The organism is Streptomyces kurssanovii (assembly GCF_040677245.1).
In the GTDB taxonomy this organism is placed as follows: Bacteria; Actinomycetota; Actinomycetes; order Streptomycetales; family Streptomycetaceae; genus Streptomyces; species Streptomyces kurssanovii.
The window spans coordinates 101991-123018 of record NZ_JBFAQK010000013.1 but is presented as its reverse complement, the minus strand read 5'-3'; the positions used below and the strand labels follow the sequence as shown (position 1 = coordinate 123018).

19 protein-coding genes and 2 pseudogenes are annotated in these 21028 nt (G+C 70.1%); 7 read left to right on the top strand and 14 right to left on the bottom strand.

All coding sequences use genetic code 11. From position 1 onward, the window contains the following. Positions 1-292: 292 nt before the first annotated feature. Together AB0K36_RS12835 and AB0K36_RS12830 are read right to left on the bottom strand one after the other, a co-directional pair. Positions 293-1558 carry an ROK family transcriptional regulator gene (locus AB0K36_RS12835; protein ID WP_364592423.1) on the bottom strand — a complete coding sequence of 422 codons (1266 nt, stop codon included), beginning with the start codon at positions 1556-1558 and terminating at the stop codon, positions 293-295. A 321-nt stretch (positions 1559-1879) separates the two neighbouring features. Next, positions 1880-2029 (bottom strand): annotated as a pseudogene (locus AB0K36_RS12830) (PfkB family carbohydrate kinase); the annotation flags it as partial. 226 nt (positions 2030-2255) lie between these two features. Between AB0K36_RS12830 and gnd the strand changes: the two are divergent. Further along, positions 2256-3698, top strand: a complete 1443-nt coding sequence (gene gnd, locus AB0K36_RS12825) for an NADP-dependent phosphogluconate dehydrogenase (RefSeq protein ID WP_364592339.1) — start codon at positions 2256-2258, stop codon at positions 3696-3698. A 441-nt stretch (positions 3699-4139) separates the two neighbouring features. On the opposite strand, the gene AB0K36_RS12820 is transcribed toward gnd, so the two are convergent. From AB0K36_RS12820 to AB0K36_RS12790, 7 genes and pseudogenes are all read right to left on the bottom strand, one after another. Then, positions 4140-4766, bottom strand: a complete 627-nt coding sequence (locus tag AB0K36_RS12820; protein WP_364592336.1) for an aspartate/glutamate racemase family protein — start codon at positions 4764-4766, stop codon at positions 4140-4142. A gap of 53 nt (positions 4767-4819) precedes the next feature. Continuing rightward, positions 4820-5650, bottom strand: coding sequence for an MBL fold metallo-hydrolase (locus AB0K36_RS12815; protein WP_364592333.1), 831 nt, complete (start codon positions 5648-5650; stop codon positions 4820-4822). Between the two features lie 177 nt (positions 5651-5827). Continuing rightward, on the bottom strand, positions 5828-6250 hold the full coding sequence (panD, locus tag AB0K36_RS12810; protein WP_364592330.1) for an aspartate 1-decarboxylase: 423 nt from the start codon (positions 6248-6250) through the stop codon (positions 5828-5830). A 437-nt stretch (positions 6251-6687) separates the two neighbouring features. Further along, positions 6688-7308 (bottom strand): DUF998 domain-containing protein, encoded by a 621-nt coding sequence (locus AB0K36_RS12805; RefSeq protein WP_364592327.1) that lies wholly within the window; start codon positions 7306-7308, stop codon positions 6688-6690. 149 nt (positions 7309-7457) lie between these two features. Continuing rightward, positions 7458-9020 (bottom strand): pectate lyase family protein, encoded by a 1563-nt coding sequence (locus AB0K36_RS12800; protein ID WP_364592324.1) that lies wholly within the window; start codon positions 9018-9020, stop codon positions 7458-7460. 154 nt (positions 9021-9174) lie between these two features. Next, positions 9175-9954, bottom strand: a complete 780-nt coding sequence (locus AB0K36_RS12795; protein ID WP_435877854.1) for a pectate lyase — start codon at positions 9952-9954, stop codon at positions 9175-9177. Further along, positions 9952-10389: pseudogene (locus AB0K36_RS12790) on the bottom strand (RICIN domain-containing protein); the annotation flags it as partial. The gene AB0K36_RS12795 and the pseudogene AB0K36_RS12790, both read right to left, overlap by 3 nt. A 561-nt stretch (positions 10390-10950) precedes the next feature. Between AB0K36_RS12790 and AB0K36_RS12785 the strand changes: the two are divergent. After that, the gene (locus AB0K36_RS12785) at positions 10951-11448 is read left to right on the top strand and encodes a DUF2975 domain-containing protein (RefSeq protein ID WP_189465300.1); all 498 of its coding nucleotides are present in this window, start codon (positions 10951-10953) and stop codon (positions 11446-11448) included. Beyond that, positions 11448-11717 carry a helix-turn-helix domain-containing protein gene (locus AB0K36_RS12780; RefSeq protein ID WP_364592321.1) on the top strand — a complete coding sequence of 90 codons (270 nt, stop codon included), beginning with the start codon at positions 11448-11450 and terminating at the stop codon, positions 11715-11717. Before AB0K36_RS12785 ends, AB0K36_RS12780 begins: the two co-directional genes overlap by 1 nt. A gap of 155 nt (positions 11718-11872) precedes the next feature. On the opposite strand, the gene lpdA is transcribed toward AB0K36_RS12780, so the two are convergent. Next, a complete protein-coding gene (lpdA, locus tag AB0K36_RS12775) occupies positions 11873-13273 on the bottom strand; it encodes a dihydrolipoyl dehydrogenase (protein ID WP_364592318.1) in 1401 nt (466 codons plus the stop codon). A gap of 260 nt (positions 13274-13533) precedes the next feature. On the opposite strand from lpdA, the gene AB0K36_RS12770 reads away from it, so the two are divergent. The 3 genes from AB0K36_RS12770 (at position 13534) to AB0K36_RS12760 (ending at position 15903) form a co-directional block, all read left to right on the top strand. Next, complete coding sequence (locus AB0K36_RS12770) at positions 13534-14391, top strand: SDR family oxidoreductase (protein ID WP_364592315.1); 858 nt, start codon at positions 13534-13536, stop codon at positions 14389-14391. Between the two features lie 111 nt (positions 14392-14502). Next, positions 14503-15338 (top strand): IS5 family transposase gene (locus AB0K36_RS12765; protein WP_435877851.1). Its coding sequence is split into 2 segments (ribosomal slippage): positions 14503-14866 and positions 14866-15338, totalling 837 coding nucleotides; the frame shifts between segments, so codons are not numbered across the junction. A gap of 94 nt (positions 15339-15432) precedes the next feature. Further along, positions 15433-15903: an SUKH-4 family immunity protein gene (locus AB0K36_RS12760; RefSeq protein ID WP_364592309.1), complete on the top strand. Its 471-nt coding sequence runs from the start codon at positions 15433-15435 to the stop codon at positions 15901-15903. 604 nt (positions 15904-16507) lie between these two features. Here AB0K36_RS12760 and AB0K36_RS12755 read toward each other — a convergent pair. The 3 genes from AB0K36_RS12755 to AB0K36_RS12745 form a co-directional block, all read right to left on the bottom strand. Further along, complete coding sequence (locus tag AB0K36_RS12755) at positions 16508-17599, bottom strand: IS630 family transposase (RefSeq protein ID WP_364592306.1); 1092 nt, start codon at positions 17597-17599, stop codon at positions 16508-16510. Between the two features lie 33 nt (positions 17600-17632). Continuing rightward, the gene (locus AB0K36_RS12750; RefSeq protein ID WP_364592303.1) at positions 17633-18142 is read right to left on the bottom strand and encodes a MarR family winged helix-turn-helix transcriptional regulator; all 510 of its coding nucleotides are present in this window, start codon (positions 18140-18142) and stop codon (positions 17633-17635) included. 144 nt (positions 18143-18286) lie between these two features. After that, entirely contained in the window at positions 18287-18703 is a 417-nt protein-coding gene (locus AB0K36_RS12745; RefSeq protein ID WP_364592300.1) for a winged helix-turn-helix transcriptional regulator, read from the bottom strand. Here AB0K36_RS12745 and AB0K36_RS12740 point away from each other — a divergent pair. After that, the gene (locus AB0K36_RS12740; protein ID WP_364592297.1) at positions 18695-19123 is read left to right on the top strand and encodes a YybH family protein; all 429 of its coding nucleotides are present in this window, start codon (positions 18695-18697) and stop codon (positions 19121-19123) included. The two genes, AB0K36_RS12745 and AB0K36_RS12740, sit on opposite strands and share 9 nt — an antisense overlap. A 75-nt stretch (positions 19124-19198) precedes the next feature. Here the strand turns inward: AB0K36_RS12740 and AB0K36_RS12735 are convergent, their stop codons facing one another. After that, on the bottom strand, positions 19199-20833 hold the full coding sequence (locus AB0K36_RS12735) for a cellulase family glycosylhydrolase (RefSeq protein ID WP_435877853.1): 1635 nt from the start codon (positions 20831-20833) through the stop codon (positions 19199-19201). Positions 20834-21028 lie beyond the last annotated feature (195 nt).

Here is a 21028-nt window from a genome sequence, read left to right as displayed (position 1 = left end):
CGCGGGCGTTCCCCACCCCGCCCCTTTCCCGAAACCGGGGCTCCGCCCCGGACCCCGTGGGGGCTGACGCCCCAGCCCTCTCCAAGGAGGGGAGGGTTCTGCGGGGGCTGACGCGCCCATACGCCGGGCCACGCCCGCGCGGGCGCAACGTCGGCCAGGACGACGACGGGACTACGTGGCCCGGGCCGGGCGCGTCCCACCGCGGGTGAGGAAGTCGGAGAGGGCGACGGCGTTACGTGGCCCGGCCGGGCGCGTCCCGCCGCGGGTGAGGAAGTCGGAGAGGACGACGGGGCTACGTGACCCGGACCGGGCGCGTCCCACCGCGGGTGAGGAAGTCGGAGAGCGGCAGCGTCGCCGCGCCCACCGTGACCGCGTCCGCGCCCAGTCGGCCGAGTTCGATCGTCGTGCGGGCGGCGGCGTGTTCAAGGGCGTACTCGGCCGCGTAGCGCCGCACTTGGGGCAGGAGGTGCGGGCCGAGCTGGAGTCCGGCCCAGCCGCCGAGCAGGATGCGTTCGGGCCGGAAAAGGTTGATGAGGTCGGCGACCGCGGCGCCCAGGTATGCGGCCGTCTCGTCGAGGAGGGCCAGGGCCGCGGAGTCGGCCGGCCCGTCGAGGGGATACGCCGCGGCGAGCAGCGCGGCCAGCGCCGTCTCGTCGTCGGTGTCGGCCATGTCGTCCGTGTCCGCCGTCGCCGGCGCCACGCCCGCTTCCCGCCGGCGTTCGCGGAGTGCTTCCGCGCCGGCGTACGCCTCGAGGCAGCCGAGGGATCCGCACCGGCAGCGCCGCCCCCGGATGTGGACCACGGTGTGGCCCCATTCGAGGGCGTCGGTACGGGCGCTCTCGTCGGGTGTCGCGGCGTGCACGACGCACGCGCCGACTCCGGAGCCGATGAGGGCGACCGCGGCGGATGCCGCTCCCCGGCCGCCGCCGAACCACATCTCCGCCTGCCCGAGCGTCTTCGCGCCGTTGTCGATGAACAGCGGTGCCTCGGAAGGGATGTCGACGGCTTTGCGCAGCAACTGCTCGAAGGGGACGGCGTTCCAGCCGATGGTCTGGCCGTGGACGACGGCGCCGTCGGCGGAGTGTTCGACGATGCCGGGCACGCCGATGCCGACGCCGAGCAGCAGGCCGGGATCGGCGTCGCCGTCGCGCAGGACGTCGGCGACGGCGGCGCGTACGTGGGAGACGATGCGGTCGACGTCGTAGCCGTGCTGGGCGAGCGGCCGCTCGGTGCGCGCCAGCTCGGTGAAGGAGAGGTCGAAGAGTTCGGCCCGTACGCGGGTCTCACCGATGTCGATGCCGATCAGCAGGCCGCTGGCGGGGGCGACGCGCAGCAGGGTGCGTGGCCTGCCGCCGTCGGAGTCGACGATGCCGGCTTCTTCGAGGAGGCCCTCGGTGACGAGTTCGGAGACGACGTTGCTGATGGAGCCCGAGCTGAGTCCGGTGGCCGGTCCGAGTTCCTGGCGGCTCAGCGGGCCGTCGAAGTACAGCCGCTGCAGGACGAGGGCGCGGTTGCCGCGCCGCAGGTCGCGCACTGTCCGTCTCTTGCCGTCCGCCATGATGCTCCTTCCCCTGGACGCAACATACCCCGGCGGGGTCGGTGCTCCACGGACAGGGGCGCGCCCCCGCCGGCCGGCCGCGACACCGCCCGGTGGAGGTGCGCCCACCGGCCGGCAGCGGGCGCCCGCCGACGCCTGCACCCTGCCGGTGCGGGCGTCGGCCACGGGCCCGGCGCGGTCGCAGGCACGCTCAGCACGGCACCGGCAACGCCGGCTCGGTGCCTCTTCTGCGCGCAGACCGGCACCGCGATTTCGGAGGCGCGGTCGAGCATCGCCTCGGCCCGGACGGCGGGCAGGTGGAGCCGCCACGCCCCCGGCCGCGAGCCACGCGAGCACGCCTGCCATGGCCGCGTCCCCTGCGCCGATGGTGTTGACGACGTCGGCGGGTACGGCGGGGGCGGCGACCAAGGCGACCACGGCACCGTCCGCCGTGTGGACGGTGCTGCCCCAGGCGCCGCGGGTCATGACCACGAGCCGCGTTTGCCGAGCTCGTCATGCCTGGTCAGGCGGGTGTGGCGGTCCGGAGTCGAGCGGGGCGCCGCCCGCTTGGGGCGCCGCGGTGCCCGAACGGCGCCCGCGGGCCGACAATGACCGCGTGCGGAAGCCTCCGCACGGCTCGAGGATCGATGAATGGCCTGCCGTATCCCTGCGTATGCGTAGGGGCGGCACATTCCTACGGACTTCCAGGAGCACACGCATGAGTGGAACAGCTCAGATCGGCGTCACGGGTCTCGCGGTGATGGGCCGGAATCTGGCCCGGAACTTCGCCCGCAACGGCTTCACCGTGGCCGTGCACAACCGTACGGCCGCAAGGACGCGGGCCCTGGTGGAGGAGTTCGGGGGCGAGGGGACGTTCGTCGCCGCCGAGTCGCCGGAGGAGTTCGTCGCCGCGCTGGAGCGGCCGCGCCGTCTGGTCATCATGGTCAAGGCCGGTGACGCCACGGACGCGGTGATCGAGGAGTTCGCACCACTGCTGGAAGAGGGCGACGTCATCATCGACGGCGGCAACGCCCACTTCGCCGACACCAGGCGCCGCGAGAAGGAATTGCGGGAACGCGGTATCCACTTCGTGGGCGTCGGGATCTCCGGCGGCGAGGAGGGCGCCCTGCACGGTCCGAGCATCATGCCGGGCGGCTCGGCCGAGTCGTACGCCTCGCTCGGCCCGCTGCTGGAGAGGATCGCGGCGAAGGCCCCCGACGGCACCCCGTGCGTCACGCACGTCGGGCCGGACGGCGCCGGGCATTTCGTGAAGATGGTGCACAACGGCATCGAGTACGCCGACATGCAGCTCATCGCGGAGGCGTACCACCTGCTGCGTACGGTCGCGGGCTACTCGCCCGAGCAGATCGCGCAGACCTTCCGCACCTGGAACACCGGGCGGCTGGACTCGTATCTGATCGAGATCACCGCGGAGGTGCTGGCGCACACGGACGCGGCCACGGACAGGCCGTTCGTCGACGTCGTCATGGACCAGGCGGAGCAGAAGGGCACCGGCCGCTGGACGGTGCAGATCGCGCTGGATCTGGGCGTCCCCGTCTCCGGTATCGCCGAGGCCGTCTTCGCGCGTTCGTTGTCGGGCCACGCGGAGCTGCGGGAGGTGTCGCGCTCGCTCCCCGGCCCTCAGCCTCGGCCCCTCGACGCCGAGGAGGCGGGCCGATTCGCCGACCGGGTGGAGCAGGCGCTGTACGCGTCCAAGATCGTGTCGTACACGCAGGGCTTCCACCAGGTGCAGGCCGGGAGCGAGGCGTACGGCTGGGAGGTCGACGCCGGCTCGGTCGCCGCGATCTGGCGTGCCGGCTGCATCATCAGGGCCGCGTTCCTCGACCGTATCCGCGGGGCGTACGACGAACAGCGGGACCTGCCGAGCCTGCTCGCCGACAAGCAGTTCGCCGAGGAGATCGGCGCGGCCCAGGACGACTGGCGGGACGTCGTCGCGACAGCCGCCCGGCAGGGCGTCCCGACGCCGGGCTTCGCCGCCGCGCTGGCCTACTACGACGCGCTGCGGGCGGAGCGGCTGCCCGCCGCGCTCACCCAGGGCCAGCGGGACTTCTTCGGCGCGCACACCTATCGGCGGACCGACCGGGAGGGGTCGTTCCACACGCTGTGGGGCGGCGACCGCTCGGAGGTGACGGCCGACTGACATACGTCCGGAGCCGCTCTCCCCGGTCGGGGAGAGCGGCTCCGGACGGCTCTGCAGGACCGCCGCTCCGTGCGGCTCCGTCAGACGCCGCTCCGTGCGGCTCCGTCAGACGCCGGCCGGTCCCGGCTCCGGTTCCGGTCCCGGAACGGGTTGCGGGCCGGGACCCGGCGGCTGCGGGATCGGATCCGGCGGGGGCACCGGCGGCGGGCTCGGAGTCGGCACAGGACCCGGCATCGGACCCGGGTCCGGCGGCGGCCCGGGGTCGGGCGTGGGCACCGGGGGTGCGGGGGCGGGGTTCGGGTGCGTCATGCCGGCCTCCCGGGGGACGTCATGGATCTCTTCCGTTCCGCGGGACGGATCTTGTGAGGGTCGTTTTCGTTCCGCGGTCCCGTATCGCGTTCCCGTTCCGGCGCGATCCAGTCACGCTGCGGCGTCCCCGGGTCAGGCGCCGGCCGCGGCGGCTGCCGCGCGGAAGCCCGTCCCGGGGCTGGAGAGCACAGGCACCCGGCTGGTGGTGCGGCCGGCGGCGTCGGCCATCGAGGCCTGGGCGAGCACGATGACGTCCGCGCCGCGCACATCGTCGAGGGCCCCGGCCACGGCGTCCACGTATCCGTCGTGGTCCCCCGCCTCGAAACGCTCCCATGCGCCTTCGACGAGCCGCGTGCTCAAATCGATGTCGCGCCCGGCGGCCTCTTCCCTGATGAGCGTGGCCGTCGGCTCCAGGGTGCTACGGACCGCCGCGACCACGACGATCCGCCGGTACCGGGCCGCGGCGGCGGCCATCGGCCGGTCCACCCGGAGCACCGGCACGCCGAGGCGTGACGCGCAGGCTTCCGCGACCTGGCCGATCGTCGAGCAGGTGCACAGCACCGCGGTGGCGCCGTCGGCGACGGCACCGGCGAGGACCTCGTCCACCGCGGCGGCGACGGCCGGAGGGCCCTCGGCCATCGCGCGGGCAAGCAAATCGTCGTGGACGAGATGCCGTAGCTCCAGGGACGGGTGACCACTGTCCCTCAGCGCGTCGAAGACGGGTATGTGGACAGGGGACGTGTGCAGCAGCGCCAGCATGATCGCGATGCTAGCGCCCTCCACGCACGACGCCGGCCGCGCGGCGGGCCGTCTCAGGCGGGCACGACCGGGGCCGCCGGCGTCCCCACCGGCTCGAACGAGGCCAGCATCTGCTCGAGCGCGGCCTGGTCCGGCCCGACGAACGGGTCGGCGCCCGGGGCCCGGGAGATGGTGTCGATCATCCGCGGTGCGATGCCGACGGCCGGCGGCAGGTGCGTGCTGAGGACCGCCTCGGGCGCCATCTCGCGCAGCGGTTGGACACTGGCCAGGTATTTGGCGGTGTCGACGTTGTGGATCCACGGACTGTCCACGGCTGCCCAGAGCAGCTGACCGTCGCGCAGTTCGTCGTCCGTGGCGTCGCCCGCGTGGTCGGAGGTCGCCAGCTCAGCGGTCGGCATCGGGGCGCCGAAGCAGTCCGAGCTGAAGCAGACGCGCGAGGTGTCGTCGTAGAAGCCGGTGGTGGCCGGGTTGTCGAACAGCGGCGGCCGGAAGGCCCTGAGCGTACGGTCGCCGACGTCGAGGCGCTGGCCGGGGTTGAGCAGATACACGCGGTCCAACGGGAGCGGGCGCTCCGTCGACATGATGCCGACGCCGAGGTAGGTCGTGACGAGACGGGCGTGCGGTGCGGCGTCCAGCAGCGCGAACAGCCCTCCGGTGTGATCACGGTCGGGATGCGTCAGCCAGATCCAGCGGACGTCCTCGGGATCGACGACCGAAGCGAGTGTGCCGAGGAAGTCGCGGTCCGGCAGCCCGACGCCGGTGTCGACGACGACGGGCTCCGCCGCGTGGAGCACGAAGGCGTTGACGGCGAGGTAGCCGATGCCGGGGACTTCGAGGCAGTCGTTGAGGACGCTGATGTCCTGACCGACCTTGTGAACAGTCATGGCGGTCTCCGGGAAAGCCCCCTTGTCACGGGGTCGGCGCCGCGGTCCTGCGCTGCGAAGCCGCAGGAGATGCCGCGGTCACCGCATGCCCCACGCTGCACGCGTGCCCACCGCCGGGCCGGAACACTTCTGCTCCCAGTCTCCTCCCCGGCGGCGGGGTTCGCCCGCGTGCACGGCTCAGAGCGCGGAAGCCGCCTGGGGGCTGCGCGAGGTGTCGCTGCCGGGCACCGGCTCGGAGGCGTCGGAGCCGAGCGCCACGATCCGGTTGTCCGCGTCGACGTGCACGACGCTGGGCACCATGGTGCGGGCCTCCGCGTCCTCGACCTGGGCGTAGCTGATGAGGATCACCAGGTCACCGGGGTGCACCAGGTGCGCGGCGGCCCCGTTGATCCCGATCACACCGGAGCCGCGCTGCCCCTCGATCACGTAGGTCTCCAGGCGCGCGCCGTTGGTGATGTCGACGATGTGGACCAGCTCGCCGGGCAGCAGATCGGCGGCATCCATGAGGTCGCGGTCGACGGTCACGGACCCGACGTAGTGCAGGTCGGCCTGGGTGACGGTGGCGCGGTGGATCTTGGACTTGAACATGGTACGCATCATCGAGGTACTCCTGGACATAGGCTCCCTGCCTGCGTTTTTGCAGGTCAAGGGCGGTTTCCTTACCCTACAACGAGTCGCATGTCCGGTCAGCTTTCACCAGGTTCCTCAGGACTCATGCTGACCGCTTGCCGACTTTTCTGACGCATCGCCAGGTCGAATCGTGGGGGCCGTGCTGCCCCATCCACTCCCCTACCGCGACGACGTCGCCAGCCTACGCAACGCACCGCGAAGGCTCGCCGTGATCGCTGTCACGGCGGCGTCCCGTTGGTGAGGCCCCGTCCGGTCAGCACCGGCCGACCCCGTTGGAGCACCCACACGAAGGACGACGTCGTCAACACATGGCCGCTGACCAGGCTGCGCCGGCTCCTGGGCAAGAAGGGTGCCTGACGAACCGCGGACGCCGGACGGGGTTCGATCACCGGCCGTGCCTCCCGGCCTCATCCCACAGCCGGCGGCGGTCCCTTCGAAGGTCCGTTGTTGTCGGGATGCAGAAGGCAGGAGGCGACGACGACGAAGGGCCATAGGGACTGAACGCATGTCACAAGGCGTTCGGCGACTCCAGCGACTCCGTGACGCTGTATTTCGATCAGGAACCAGACGGCACCGACGCCCATCAGAAGGGTCACCATGAGGGAGGGCAGGGGCCGTAGTCCCCATGGCGCCGCTCCGCCGCGATCGGCGGCCAGTACCGGCCACACCGCGAGCAGAGCGAAGCCCACCGCGGCGACCGACCCGTGTCGCAGGGATCCCCCACTGCTCGGCGCCGGGATCAGGACCACCGCGAACGCCGCCAGTCCACCGCCCCCCAGCGCCACACGTCCGGCGAGCGCGGCGGGGCGCAGCCCCCAGGCGGTGAACAGGTGGCAGATGCCGAGGGCGAGGAGCGCTCCGGTCATCACCCAGAATCCCTCGGCCCCGTAGGCCGCCAGAACGCTGATCGTCTGAGTAGCGGGATCGTATGCAGGGCCTTGCAGCAGTGCGGCGACCGTCCAGCCTCCGACCAGGACGAGAGGGGCACACCCCGACGAGATCAGGGCCCACCTGGGAACACGTCGCATCGGCCCACCGTAAAGCGCCCGATCATTCCTCCGCCGCGAACACGCAGGCGGGTGGAGACTGATCGGGCCTGTGCCGGCCGCGGTCCTGCGCCGGCACGGCCGTCCGGCGGGTCCGGGGAGCCGGACCCGCCGGACGGCGGCGCGCCCTGTCAACCGGCGTAGGTCTCGAACTCCGCGATCCGCGGCGTTCCGGTCGAGCCGGTGATCTCGAAGGTGATCTTCTGCAGTGACGTCCGGGGGAAGGTGATGACTCCGGCTCCGCTGCCGGAGGCCAGCACGGCACCGGTGTCGTGGTTGACGACCCGCCACGTTCCGATGCTGCCCGCGGAGCCCGACGCCTCGCGGATGTTGATCTTCGACACCGTGGTGGCGGAGCCCCACTTGACCGAGACGGAACCGGTCGGGCCGGCCGGTGACCAGTAGGTGTTCATGTCACCGTCGCGCACGTTGCCGTAGCTCGTCCCGTCGGCCTTGCTGGTGCCGTCGGAGCCGGCGCCGAGGCTGAGGTTGGTCCCGCCGGGCTGGGTCGGAGTGGGCGCGGGGGTGGTCGGGTCCGGCGCGGGGGTCGTCGGCGTGGGGGCGGGGGTGGTCGGGTCCGGCGTCTGCGGCGTGCAGTTGCCGTCCGACACCCGCAGTCCCTTGTTGGCTCCCGCGGTCTGGCTCACGACGCCCGGCACGCAACTGGCGCCGTCGAGGCTGTAGGAGTACGGGATGGCGACCGTGGTGTTGGACTTCGGGTCCGGACCGGCGGGGTTGTTGTCGCCGCCCGGAGCGGACCAGGTCACGTTGTCGAAGATGTTGCCGCCGACCTGCCAGTATCCGGCCGCGTCGGTGTAGAAGGTGCCGAGGACGTCCTTGGAGTCCTCGAAGTAGTTGTTGTCCACCTTGGCGCGGGCGCCGGCACGGGAGTTGATGCCGGATTCGTTGAGGCTCTTGTAGTGGTTGTTGTACATGTGGCCGATGCCGCCACGCAGCAAGGGCGCACGGGAGTCGATGTTCTCGTAGAGGTTGTGGTGGTACGTGACGAAGCCGTTCGACAGGTCGCTCTCGCTGGAGCCGACGAGGCCGCCGCGGCCGGAGTTGCGCAGAATGCTGTAGGACAGGGTCACGTACTGGGTGTTGTCCTTCATGTCGAAGAGGCCGTCGTAGCCCTCCGACTCACCGCCCGACGCCTCCAGGGTGGTGTGATCGACCCAGACGTTGCGGACGCCGCTCTCCATGCCGATGGCGTCGCCGCCGTTGGACGTGGGCGAGCCCGACTTCTTGACGTTCCGGACGGTCACGTTCTGGATGATGATGTTGCGGGCCTCGCGCAGGTGGATGCCCACCTGGTCGAAGACGGCTCCACCGCCGACGCCGACGATCGTGACGTTGCTGATCTGCTTGAGCTCGATCACACCGTCGGCGGTGTTGCAACTGGCGCCGGAGACCTTGCTGGTGTTGCCGTGGTTGATGGTCCCCTCGACCTGGATGGTGATCGGGGTGCTGCTGCTCGCCCGGTTGCACAGGGCCGCGTGGATCGCGGTCCCCGTGGTGGCCCGCACCGTCTGTCCGCCCGCGCCGCCGGTGGTCCCGCCGTTCTGGGTGGCGTAGCCGGTGGCGCCGCCGGTCGCTGCCGACGCCTCGGGCGTCGACAGAGCCACACCGGCCGCGGCCGCGAGGGCTCCCGTGGCCAGCGCCGCGGAGAGTCGTAGTGCGACTGGATGCTTCATTCTCGCCTCGCTTTTCGTCTTCGAATGGGGGGTGTTCTGCTGCAAGCGGTGCTTGTTCCGGAGGCCGCCCGGCGTCTTCGGGCATTCAGGGGTTCCGGGCACCTCGCCCGCGGGCCGCGGGCCGCGGCTCACGACCCACGGCCCGCAGCTCACGTCAGTCGACGTAGCGGATGTCGGACGAGGCGTAGAAGCAGTTCGTGCCGTCCGCTCCCGTGCCGATCTTGGTGGGCTCGCCGCTTGTCGTGCCCCTGTACTTCGTGCAGATGTCGATGTCGCGGCCGGAGTCCCCGTTGATCGTGATGCGTGAGAACCGCGCCGTGTCCCCGTAGTTGGTGTTGATGCCGACCAGGGTGTCGCCGGGGGCCGTCACCTTGGTGTCGAGGATCTGGATGTGCCTGGCGTACTGCGTGGAGCAGTTGCCGCAGGAGCGGACCAGCTTCCCGAAGTCCTCGACCTGGAAATTCTTGATGATCAAGGTGCCGGCGCCGTTGTGCTGGAAGACCTTGTCCGCCGCCTTCCGCGCACCGCCGCCGTCGACGGTGCGGACCGTCGCGGAGGAGCTGCCGCGGAAGGTCGCGGCATCCTCGCCGACGTCCTCCCACCAGACGTTCTTGAGCGTGCAGGTTCCGTCGCAGTGCACGCCGTCCGCGGCGGGGGCGCCGAGAATGACGTTCTGCAGGGTGGCGCCGTCGGCCAGCCGGAGCATCGGCGGCTGGCTCTCGCTCTGACCGTCGCTGCCGAGGTCACCACTGCCGTACAGGCGCTTCATGCCCCCGTCGTAGGTGCCCGTGACCGAGATGGTGGAGGTCACCGCCTGGCTGCCGTTGGCCGTCGGCCACGACCCCGGCGGATCGGTGGGCGGGTCCGTCGGATCGGTGGGCGGGTCCGTCGGCTCCGTAGGCGGGTCGGTGGGGACCGTGCCCGACGCGGTCAGGGTCCACCTCTTGCTGGTCACCGAGTCGCACGAGTTCTGCTGGACCAGGGCGCCTGCGGTCTTCGAACCGTCCTTGACGTTCAGGCACTTGCCGCCGTTGCTGTTGACGACCTGGTAGGTGTCGCCGCTGACCTGCGTCAGCTTCCAGACCTGGGTCGCCGTGCCGCCGCAGCTCTGCTGCTCCACCGGCTTGCCCGCGCTGGTGGAGGCGTCCCGTACACCGGCGCACTTGGAGCTGTGCGCGGCGGTCAGGGTCCAGCCGCTGCCTGAGGCCGCGAGCTTCCAGGTCTGATCGGCCGCGCCGTCGCAGGTGTCCTGGACGAGCTGGACGCCGGCAGAGGTGTTCGCGCCGGGCACCGTCAGGCACAGTCCGCTGTTGGCGTTCTTCACGCTGTACGAGCCGGCCGCCGCCGCGGCCGACGCGGAGCCGGTCATCCACAGCGCGGTGAGGCCGCCGCCGATCAGGGCCGTGACGGCTGCGACAGAGGCGGCGACACGACCGCGCCTTCTTCGATGGTGGTTCCGTGTGCTCACTCGGCGTTCCTTTCACCACCTGCGGTGTCGGCCGCAGGTACCAGTCGGTGGGTGGTGGGGGTGGCAGTTGCTGAGACCGTCACGGACTCAAGTCGTTCTAGATACTGAACCTTGTTCGTATATGAGAACTGCGGAGGAAGGTACGCCACGACTGACGGACGGTCAATACGTCAACCGGTTCAGGCGATTCCCCGGCTGGAGCCCCTGATGGTGCGACCCAGAGTGGCGTCAGGGTGTGGGCATGTCAATGATTCTCGCAAGCGCTTTCTATATATCGGTTTCGGTCCGATGTTCCGCCACCTGAACGGATCCGCCGCCGAGCAGGCATGCGGAAACGCTCCCCGACGGGTCGGACAACGAGAGCGTGGAGGGAGTCGCGAAACCCCGAGGCAGGCGCGATCAGCTTGTCACGCCTATCGAATCTCGATAGATTTCCATCGCAGTTCGATTGAAGGGGAAGCGATGGGAAAGTTGACAGTGCTGGCGCTCCGCGCCGTGATCGTGGCGCTGCTCGCCGGTTCGGTGTTCGTGCAGGCGGTGATGGTGCCCCTGTTGGCCATCGACATGAGGGAGCTGGACGCGGACGTCGCACACCTGCGCACCCCGGTCCTGGTGATCATGGTCCTCGGCATCGTGACGGTCGAGGTCGTGCTGGTCTGCGTGTGGCGGCTGGTGACGATGGTGCGGCGCGGGACGCTGTTCTCCCACGCCGCCTTTCGGTACGTGGACATCGTGATCGGCGCGGTCGTGGCGGCCGCCCTGCTGGTGTTCACGTTCGGGGCCGTCCTGGCGCCGGGCGAAGCCGTCGCTCCCGGGATCGTCCTGCTGGTGGGCGGGGCCGGCCTGGCTGTCCTGGGGGTCGCGCTCGTCGTGCTCGTGATGCGGATGCTGCTCGCCCAGGCCGTGGCGCGCGATGTCGAGGCGACCCGGATGAAGGCCGAGCTGGACGAGGTGATCTGATGCCGATCGCCGTCGACATCGACGTGATGCTCGCCAAACGCAAGATGTCCGTGGGCGAGCTCGCGGAACGCGTCGGGATCACCCCCGCCAACCTGGCGGTGCTCAAGAACGGCCGCGCCAAGGCGGTGCGCTTCGCGACGCTCGCCGCGCTCTGCGAAGCACTGGACTGCCAGCCAGGAGACCTGCTGCGCTGGGAGACCGACGGCGCCGCGGACGACCGACGCGGATCGGCCGACGCGGAACGGACCGCCGATGCGACGGGCGGCTGACCAGGAGCGGACCGGCCGAGCGACGGGCGGCTGAGGCGGAACGGACCGCCGACGCGACCGGCTGACCCGGAGCAGACCGACCGAGCGACCGGCGGCTGAGGCGGAACGGACCGCCGACCGACCGGCTGACCAGGACCGGGCGACGCGAGGGGCGGCTACATGTTGATCATGTGGCCGGCCAGCCCGTGGACCGCTTCCTTCACGGCCTCGCCGAGTGTGGGGTGCGCGTGCACGTTGCGGGCGACCTCGTGCACCGTCAGGTCCCACTGCTGGGCCAGGGTGAGTTCCGGCAGCAGTTCGGTGACCTCCGGGCCGATGAGGTGGGCGCCCAGCAGTTCCCCGTGCCGGCCGTCGCTGAGGATCTTCACGAAGCCGGCGGGATCTCCCAGTCCGTGGGCCTTGCCGTTGGCGGTGAAGGGGAACTTCTGCACCCGCACGTCGAAGCCGCGTTCACGCGCCTGGGCCTCGGTCCAGCCGAAGCTGGCGATCTGCGGCTGACAGTAGGTGGCGCGCGGGATCATGGTGTAGTCGAGCTCCATCGTCTCCGCGTCCGCGATGGTCTCGGCGGCGATCATGCCCATGGCCTCGGCCGCGTGCGCGAGCATGAGCCGTGCCGTGACGTCGCCGATCGCGAAGATGTGAGGAACGTTCGTGCGGCAGCGCCCGTCGACCTCGACCGCCCCGCGGTCGGTCAGGCGTACGCCGGTGTTCTCCAGACCGTAGCCGGTCACCCGCGGCTGGAAGCCGATCGCCTGGAGCACCCTGTCGGCCTCGAGGACCTGACGCTGTCCGCCCGTCGTCACATGCACCCGCACCTGCGGGCCCTCGTCGTTGATCGCCTCGACCCTCGTGGACGTCAGTACGTTGACGCCCAGCTTGCGGTAGCGGCGGGCCAGTTCCGCGGAGACGTCCTCGTCCTCCAGCGGAACGACCCGGTCCATGAACTCCACCAGAGTGACCTGCACGCCGTAGTTGTGCAGCACGTACGCGAACTCGACGCCGATGGCGCCCGCGCCGGCGATGATGATGCTCCCCGGCAGCCGGTCGCTGAGGATCTGCTCCTCGTACGTCACCACCCGCTCGCTCAGGCTCGTGCCCGGGAGCAGCCTCGTCGTCGCACCGGTGGCGAGGATGCAGTGATCGAAATCGACGGTCTGCTCCGTGCCGTCGGAGCCTCGGACCCGCATGGTGTGGGCGTCGGCGAAAACGCCCGTTCCGTCGACCTCGGTGATGCCGTTCTTCTTCATCAGGTAGTGCACGCCTTTGACGCGTCCGTCGGCCACCTTCCTGCTCCGCAGGAACGCTTCCCGGTAGTCGAAGGTGACCTGGCCCTCGACGCGGATCCCGAAGGTCTTCGCCTCATGGGTGAACAGATGGGCCAACTCGGCATTGCGCAGCAGCGCCTTGGAAGGGATGCACCCCACATTGAGGCACACACCGCCCCAGTAGCGCTCCTCCACCACCGCGACCGACATTCCGAGTTGGGCGCAGCGGACCGCCGCCGTGTAGCCGCCAGGACCGGCCCCGAGAACCACGACATCGAAGTGTGCACTCATACCCGCACAATACGGGCGAGCGCCTCGCGAGCGGCGCATCGCCGTGCGGCATGTGGCCGCGCGGCCCGCGGCCGGGCACCGCGTCGGCCCGCCCCCGCACGTGCTTGCGGGCCCCAGCCGGCGCGGGAGCCGTCACCGGCGGAGCCCCGTCACGGTCCGGTCAGGGCTGCGGGAAATTAAGCTGCGCGACGCAGCTTCTGCGTGGCACAGTTCAATCGGCAGGACGCGCCTGCCGTCCGCACCGTCGTAAGGACCTCTCCATGACCACGCTTGTCACCGGAAGCCGCGGCAAAGTCGGCTCCGCCCTCGTCACGCTCCTGCACCGGCAAGGACTTCCCGTACGAGCCGGGTCCGCGAGCCCCGGCGACCTCACGTTCCCCGCGGACGTGGAGACCGTGCGGTGCGCCCTCGACGACCCGTCGACGTTTCCCGCGGCCCTCGACTCCGTCGCCTCCGTCTTCCTCTACGCCGAGCCGGCGCACAGCGACACCTTTGTCGCACAGGCCCACGCGGCCGGTGTCGAGCACATCGTGCTCCTGTCGTCCAGTGCCGTCATGAGCCCGGACGCGGCCGACGACCCGATCGCCGCCTCCCACCTCCAGGTCGAGCAGGCACTGGCCGCCGGCCCGGTCGAGGCGACCGTTCTCCGCCCCGGAGCGTTCGCGGGCAACGCCCTCCAGTGGGCGGGTGCGCTGCGCTCGACCGGCACCGTCGACCTGCCGTACCCGCAGAGCCACGGTGACCCGATCCACGAGGACGACGTCGCCAGGGTGGCGGCGGCAGTGCTCACCGGGCAGGCTCCGCGCGGCGGCACCCACCATCTGACCGGGCCGCAGTCCATCACCTTCGCCGAGCAGATCGGGACGCTGGCACGGGCAGCCGGCCGCACCGCGTCCGTGGACATACGAACGGTGACCCGCGAGGAATGGCTGGGGTCCGTGTCCGCCTTCCTGCCGGGGGAGTTCGCCCGGGCTCTGCTCGACTACTGGGCCTCGACGGACGGTTCGCCCGCCGTCCTCACCCGGACCGTCGAGGAACTGACCGGCCGCCCTGCCCGCACGTTCGCCGAGTGGGCGGAGGAACACGCCGACGCCTTCCGTGCGGAGCAGACGGCGTGAGGGTGTCCGGCGCGCCGGCTCCGCCTGCTCGGCGTCGACGGGGCCGACGGGAACGCCCGGGCGCCTAAGAGGTCCTAACAGAAGCCGTTGATCGTGTGACTGTCGGCTTGGATGCTCGTTGGTCTGTCCGTGGGGAAGAGGGATGCGCGGCCGTGGATCGTCTCGGACGAACTGTGGTCGCTGGTCGAGCCGTTACTGCCGGAGCCGGGGCCGAAGCTGGTTGCGGGGCGGCCGCGGGTGCCTGACCGGCAGGCCTTGTGCGGGATCCTGTTCGTACTGCACACCGGGATCCAGTGGGAGTACCTGCCTCAGGAACTGGGCTTCGGGTCCGGGATGACGTGCTGGCGGCGCCTTGCCGCATGGAACGAGGCCGGCGTGTGGGACCGGCCGCACGCTGTGCTGCTGACAAAGTTGCGGGCGGCGAAGCAGTTGGACTGGTCTCGGGCGGTGATCGACTCCAGCCACGTGCGGGCCGCTCGGCGGGGCCCAAAAGCGGTCCCAGCCCGGTCGACCGTGCACGACCGGGCAGCAAGCACCACGTCCTCGTCGACGGACAGGGCATCCCTCTCGCGGTGTCGCTGACCGGCGGGAACCGCAACGACGTCACTCAGCTGTTGCCGTTGCTCGCTAAGGTCCCGTTCGTTCCGGGGCTGGTCGGGCGACCGCGACGGCGCCCCGATGTCCTGCTCGGAGACCGTGGCTACGACCACGACAAGTACCGCCGGCTCGTCTGGGCGCAAGGCATCAAGCCCGTGATCGCCCGCCGTGGCGTCACTCACGGATCCGGACTCGGAGTTCACCGCTGGGTCGTCGAGCGCACGATCGCATGGCTGCACGGCTTCCGTCGGCTCCGCATCCGATGGGAACGACGCGACGACATCCACGAAGCATTCCTCGGCCTCGCCACCTGTCTCATCACCCACCGACACGTCCAACGCCTTTGTTAGGACCTCTAAGGGCTGTCCCGCAAGTGCGGCCGTGCCTTGAGCTGAGACCGGCTCGATAGGGTCAGGACCACAGCCGACCGAAGAGGATCGTTCGATGGCGACGTACGCCCAGCTGACCGAGTGGGCCGGTCTGGGACACGTCACGCGAGCCGGACGGGACATTGTGGCCGGCTGGCGGATACCGGGCTTCATGAAGGCACAGCTCGTCGAGGTGGGCATCCCGCCGGCTCCGCGCCTCATCGAGCGAGTCGTGATGCAGAGCGAGGCTGATCCGGTCCTGCGCACGTCCCGGGGCCCGCTCTACCGTCTCACCGAGCAGGCGGACTCTGATGATCAGGCCGAGCGGTCATCGTTCGGTGTTGAGCCGGGGACCGGGGCGGTCTACTTCGTCATGCCGGATGGGGAGGCGTGGTTCGCCAACTCGGGTGTCGGCGTGTGGCTCGACGTCCTTCACCGTTACGGCAGTCGCGTCACCGCCTCACCGCTTCTCAGCGAGCCGGACGGCCCCGAGGAGTACCTCTCTGAAGAGGAGGAAGAGCGGGCTTTCGCCGAGTTGAACCGGTAGGCCGAGGAGCTGAAGGAGATCGACCCGACGGCCTTTAACGGCTACGAGGGGTATCTCTGGTCAGGGTTTCTGGACCGCTGGCTCTACTGACCTCGGCCAGGCAGATCCAGGGCCCGCAGGTCTGGACCCGTGCGGGGATGCCAGGCCGCCCACGACTGAGATGATCTATCTTGATTTGGACGCGGCCACGGAACGCCAAGGGCGCCCGCTCGTCAGGGAAGTCCTGACTCAGAGCCTGGACGAGACATCGGCTGCCTTCACCCGGCAGTCCGAGCACGTTCCGGACCTCTTCGCAACGAACAGGTGCCGATACACCGTCACCTGGCCCGAAGGGATGCCACAGAGCGTCGACTGATCCGCCAGGGCATGCTTCAGAGCTGGGGCACCTGTCTTCTGGCACGCCGCGAAGCGGGTCGGGGTAAGCCCGAACGTGAACCTGAAGGACCGGAGACGGTGACCAAGCTGCGGCATGGCCACCACCCTCGCAGGTTCTCCAATCAACATGAAGTCAAAGAGGCAGGTCCTAGCTCCGCGGAGCGTGTAACTGAGCGCTTCACATGATGGCTAAGTGCTTCAGTTGGCGGGCCTGACCGTAGGAGCTCCACTAGTGACCTGAGTCAGAGATTCGTCGGCAGTAGGCTGCGACTCTGTCGAGGATCTCGTCGGCGGTCTTCGTCCAGACGAACGGTCGTGGATTGTCGTTCCAGTCGGCGAGCCAGGACCGGATGTCGCGTTCGAGGGCCTGGACGGAGCGGTGGACGCCCCGCTTGAGCTTCTTCTGCGTGAGTTCGGCGAACCACCGCTCCACCAGGTTCAGCCAGGACGAACTCGTCGGTGTGAAGTGCAGATGGAAACGGGGATGCGCCAGCAGCCACTTCTTGATGACCGGCGTCTTGTGGGTGACGTAGTTGTCCAGGATCAGGTGCACGTCCAGGTCGGCGGGCACCTCCTTGTCCAGCTTGGCCAGGAACTTCTTGAACTCCACGGCCCGATGCCTGCGGTGCAATGAGCCGATCACCTTCCCCGTGGTGACCTCCAGGGCCGCGAACAGGGTGCTGGTGCCGGCCCGGACGTAGTCGTGGCTGCGACGCTCTGGAACCCCGGGAAGCATCGGTAACACGGGCTGGAACCGGTCCACTGCCTGGATCTGCGACTTCTCGTCCACGCACAGGACGAGGGCCTTCTCCGGAGGGTCCAGGTACAGGCCGACTACGTCACGGACCTTGTCGATGAACAGAGGATCCGTGGACAGCTTGAACGTCTGCGAGCGGTGCGGGGCCAGCGCGAACGCCCGCCAGATCCGCGAGATCGCGGACTGCGACATGCCGGTGGCCACCGCCATCGACCTGGTCGACCAGTGGGTTGCGTTTTTCGGTGTCTCCTCGAGCGTCTTGACGATGACCCACTCGACGTCGGCGTCGGTGATTGTCCGTGGGACGCCGGGCCGCGGCTCGTCGGACAGGCCGTCCAGGCCGCGTTCGATGAAACGCCGCCGCCAGGTGCGGACCGTGTCCGGAGAAGCACCCAGTCGGCGTGACACCTCCATGATCGAGTGTCCCTCGGCGCACTCCAGCACGATCCTTGAACGCTGGGCCAGAGCCTGGGCCGTCGAGCGTCGACGCACCCAGCCCTCCAGCAGGGCCCGCTGGGCATCGGTCACCCACAACGGCGGAATCTTCGGACCCGGACGACTCATGTCAAACCAACGACGAATCTCCGACTCAGGTCACTAGAGGTCGGGACCGCCGGCGCGCAGACGCTCCGTCTGGGCCGCCGACAGCTCGACGGTACGCCGCATGTAGCTGATGAGCAGGGCGATCTCGTCGTCGTCGTACGCGTCGAACATCGCCGTGTACGCGCCGTTCAACCGCTGCCACAGCGCGCCGAGCTCCGCCATCCGCTCGGGCACCGGACGTACCAGCACCCGTCGGCGGTCCTTCGTGTCGCGCTCGCGGACGACATGGCCGGAGCGCTCCAGGCGGTCGACGAGGCGCGTGGCCGAGCCGGTGGTCAGTCCCGTCAGCTCGGCGACGCGGCCGGTGGTGACCGGCTCCTCCTCCAGGCTGAGGAGGTTCAGGCACTGAAGGTCGGTGGGGTGGAGCCGCAGATGGTCGGCGACCGCCTGGTTGAACAGGGCGTACGAGGCCATATAACGGCGTGAGGCGGTGCGCAGCTCGTCCATGAGACGGGCCCGCCCGGCATCCTCCGCCGTGAGGAGCGGTTCGTCCTTCTGCGTCATGCAGAAAGTGTAGGGCGCAGCATCAGGCGCACATGCCGCACTTCTCGAGGCTCCGAGGCCGCTTCCCCGTCCGCCTCCAGGGCGGTTCCGCCGTCAGGCAGCGCCGCACCGCGGGGGCGAGCCGGCCGTTGATCCCGTCGCGGGTCATCTCAGGCGCAGCAGTTCCTCGCCTGTCGCGTACAGCTCGACGAGCAGCGAGCGCAGCGCCCGGCCGGCCTCTGTGAGGGCATATCGCGTGCGCACGGGGAAGCCGCGTCTGCGTTCCACCTCCACCAGGCCGCTGTCCTGAAGTGCTCGGAGCCGGTCGGTCAGCACCTTCGCCGACAGCTCCGGGAGCAGTTCCCGCAGCTCCGTGAAGCCGCGAGGGCCGCCCATCAACTCCCTCAGCAGCAGTGTGGTCCAGCGGCCGGAGACCGCCGCGAGGGCCACCTCGACCGGGCAGTCGGCCTCCGGCCGTCGGGTGCGGCCCCGCGGGCCGGGCACGAGCTCCACGTCCCACGCGGCGTGGGTTTCCGTTTGGTTACCTGTTTCCGCGGGCTGTTCGCTTGCCACATGACGCATTCCACCAGTGTGCTGCCGGCGACCAGCGCCGCCGAACACCCGTACGTCTTCGAGCGAGCTTTCAACACCTTTGATCCGGAGGTCCTCGACCAGCTCTACGAGCCCGGTGCGGGCTTCGTGCCGACGCCCGGCCATATGGTCACCGGGGCAGGGCGTCTCCGTGCCAACGGAGACTTCCTCCGGCTGCGCGTCCCGATCCGGGTGGCGCCACGTCAGACATATGTCGTCGGTGATCTGGCGCTGCTGATCGTCGACTTCGTCATCGCCGGCACCACGCCCGACGGGGAGCCCGTCCGGATCGAGGGCACCGCGACGGACGTGGCCCGTCGTGGCGCGGACGGATACTGGCGCTACGCGATCGACAACCCGTTCGGGGTGGCACAAAACAGCGAACCGATCGGGGACCCCGCCCGAAGCTGAGCGGCCCCGCCCCGCGGGAGGGGTCGCTCAGCCCGGCAGCCGGGGAACGCCCCCGACGGTCACCGAACGGTCAGGTCACGCGGTGGCGCAAGGGCTGCCGTCGAGCGTGAAGGCGGTCGGCGAGGAGTTGGCGCCGCCCTTGGTGGCCGTGAAGCCGACGGTCACCGAACCGCCGGCAGCGATGTCGGAGGTGTAGGAGGCGGGCGTGACGCTCACCGTGCCGCCGTCCTGGGTCGGGGTCCCGCCCCACATGTTGGCGACGCGCTGGCCGTCGGCGAAGCGGAATACCAGGGTCCAGCCGCTGATGGCGGCGACGCCGGTGTTGCGTACGGCGATCTCACCCTGGAAGCCGCCCGGCCACTCGTTGACGACGCGGTACCCGACGGCGCAGCCCGCGCCGGGGGTGCCGCCCTCGTCGGTGGTGACGGTCACCGTCGCCGAGCGGGGCGAGCGGTTCCCGGCCGCGTCGCGGGCGTAGACGGCGAAGGTGTACGCGGTGCCGGCGGTGAGGCCGGTCACGGTGGCCGTGGTGGACGAGGACGCGGCGACCTTGGTCTCCGAGCCGCCGCCGACGCTGACGACGTCGTATCCGGTGACGCCGACGTCGTCGGTGGCGGCGGGCCATCCGAGGGTGGCCGAGTCGGCGGTCACGGCGGAGGCGGTCGGGGCGCCGGGAGCGGTCGGGGGCTGCGTGTCGCCCGGGTCGCCGCCGTAGACGGTGGCTTCACGGGAGGTCTCGGCGATGCCGTTCGCGCCGTGGAAGATGCGCTCGCCCCAGGAGCTGAGCCGGCTCGGGTCGAAGCCGATGGCCAGGTCGAGGACCGGGTCGGTGTTACCGCTCCAGGACCATGCGAGGTAACCGAGTCCGAGCTGCTGGGCGGCGGCCATCATGGTGTCCTCGTCCGGGTCGCCCCACTGGTCGGCGGGGCCCCCGAACTCGCCGATGAGCAGGGGCAGTCCGGCGTCGACGAACGCGTTCAGGTAGTCGGTGATCTCCTGGGCGGTGTCGAAGACGCTGTACATGTGGATCGAGAAGATCAGGTTCCCGGTGGGGTCGGCGTCGTACACGGCCCGGGCGTTGGCCCGCATGACGCCCTGCCAGTCCTGGCCCCAGTTGGGCGCGTCCACCATGATCGTGTGCTCGAAGCCCGCGGTGCGGAGCTTCTTGACGGCGTCGGTCGTGGGAGCGGTCCAGCCCGACGGGTCGGTGTTGCCCCAGGGCTCGTTGCCGATGTTGATGACGACGTGGTCCTCTTCGCCGGCGAGCACCTCGCGCAGACCGATCCAGTAGTCGGCCGCCTGGTCGAGTGTGCCGGCGGCCGCCTCCTCGCCGTAACCGGTGGTGTCGTGCACCTCCAGCACGCAGATCAGCCGGTTGGCCTTGCAGTCCGCGACGACGGCCGCCACGTCCGCGGGGCTGTTCTTCGTCCAGCGGTGGCCGTTGGAGAGGACGACCCGCACGGTGTTGGCGCCCAGTGCCTTGATGTCGGCCAGTGACTGCGTCTCCCCCGGGTACCAGGTGTGGGCGTGGTTGACGCCCCGCATGACGAAGTCGTTGCCGTTGCCTTCCAGCAGTCGGCCGTCGCTGATGTGGAGCCCGGGGGCACGGACATCGGATGGCTGTGCCTGTGCGGCGGTGGCGCCGAAGGGGCCGGGCAGGAGCAGCCCGAGGACCACCGCGAGTCCGGCCAGCAGGGCCACGACGGAGATTCTCGCGGTGACACTTGCTGCGGCTTGCCCTGTGGCACCTCGCGCCGGTCTTCTGATCGCGCTTCTGCTCGTGCTGCTCGTTCCTGTCGTGCCTCTCGCTGTTCTCACCGTGACTCCAGTAGTGGGGGGCCAAGAAACGTGGACATCGGACCTATGGGAGCGCTCCCATGAAGCCGCGACGTCAGGAGCACGTCA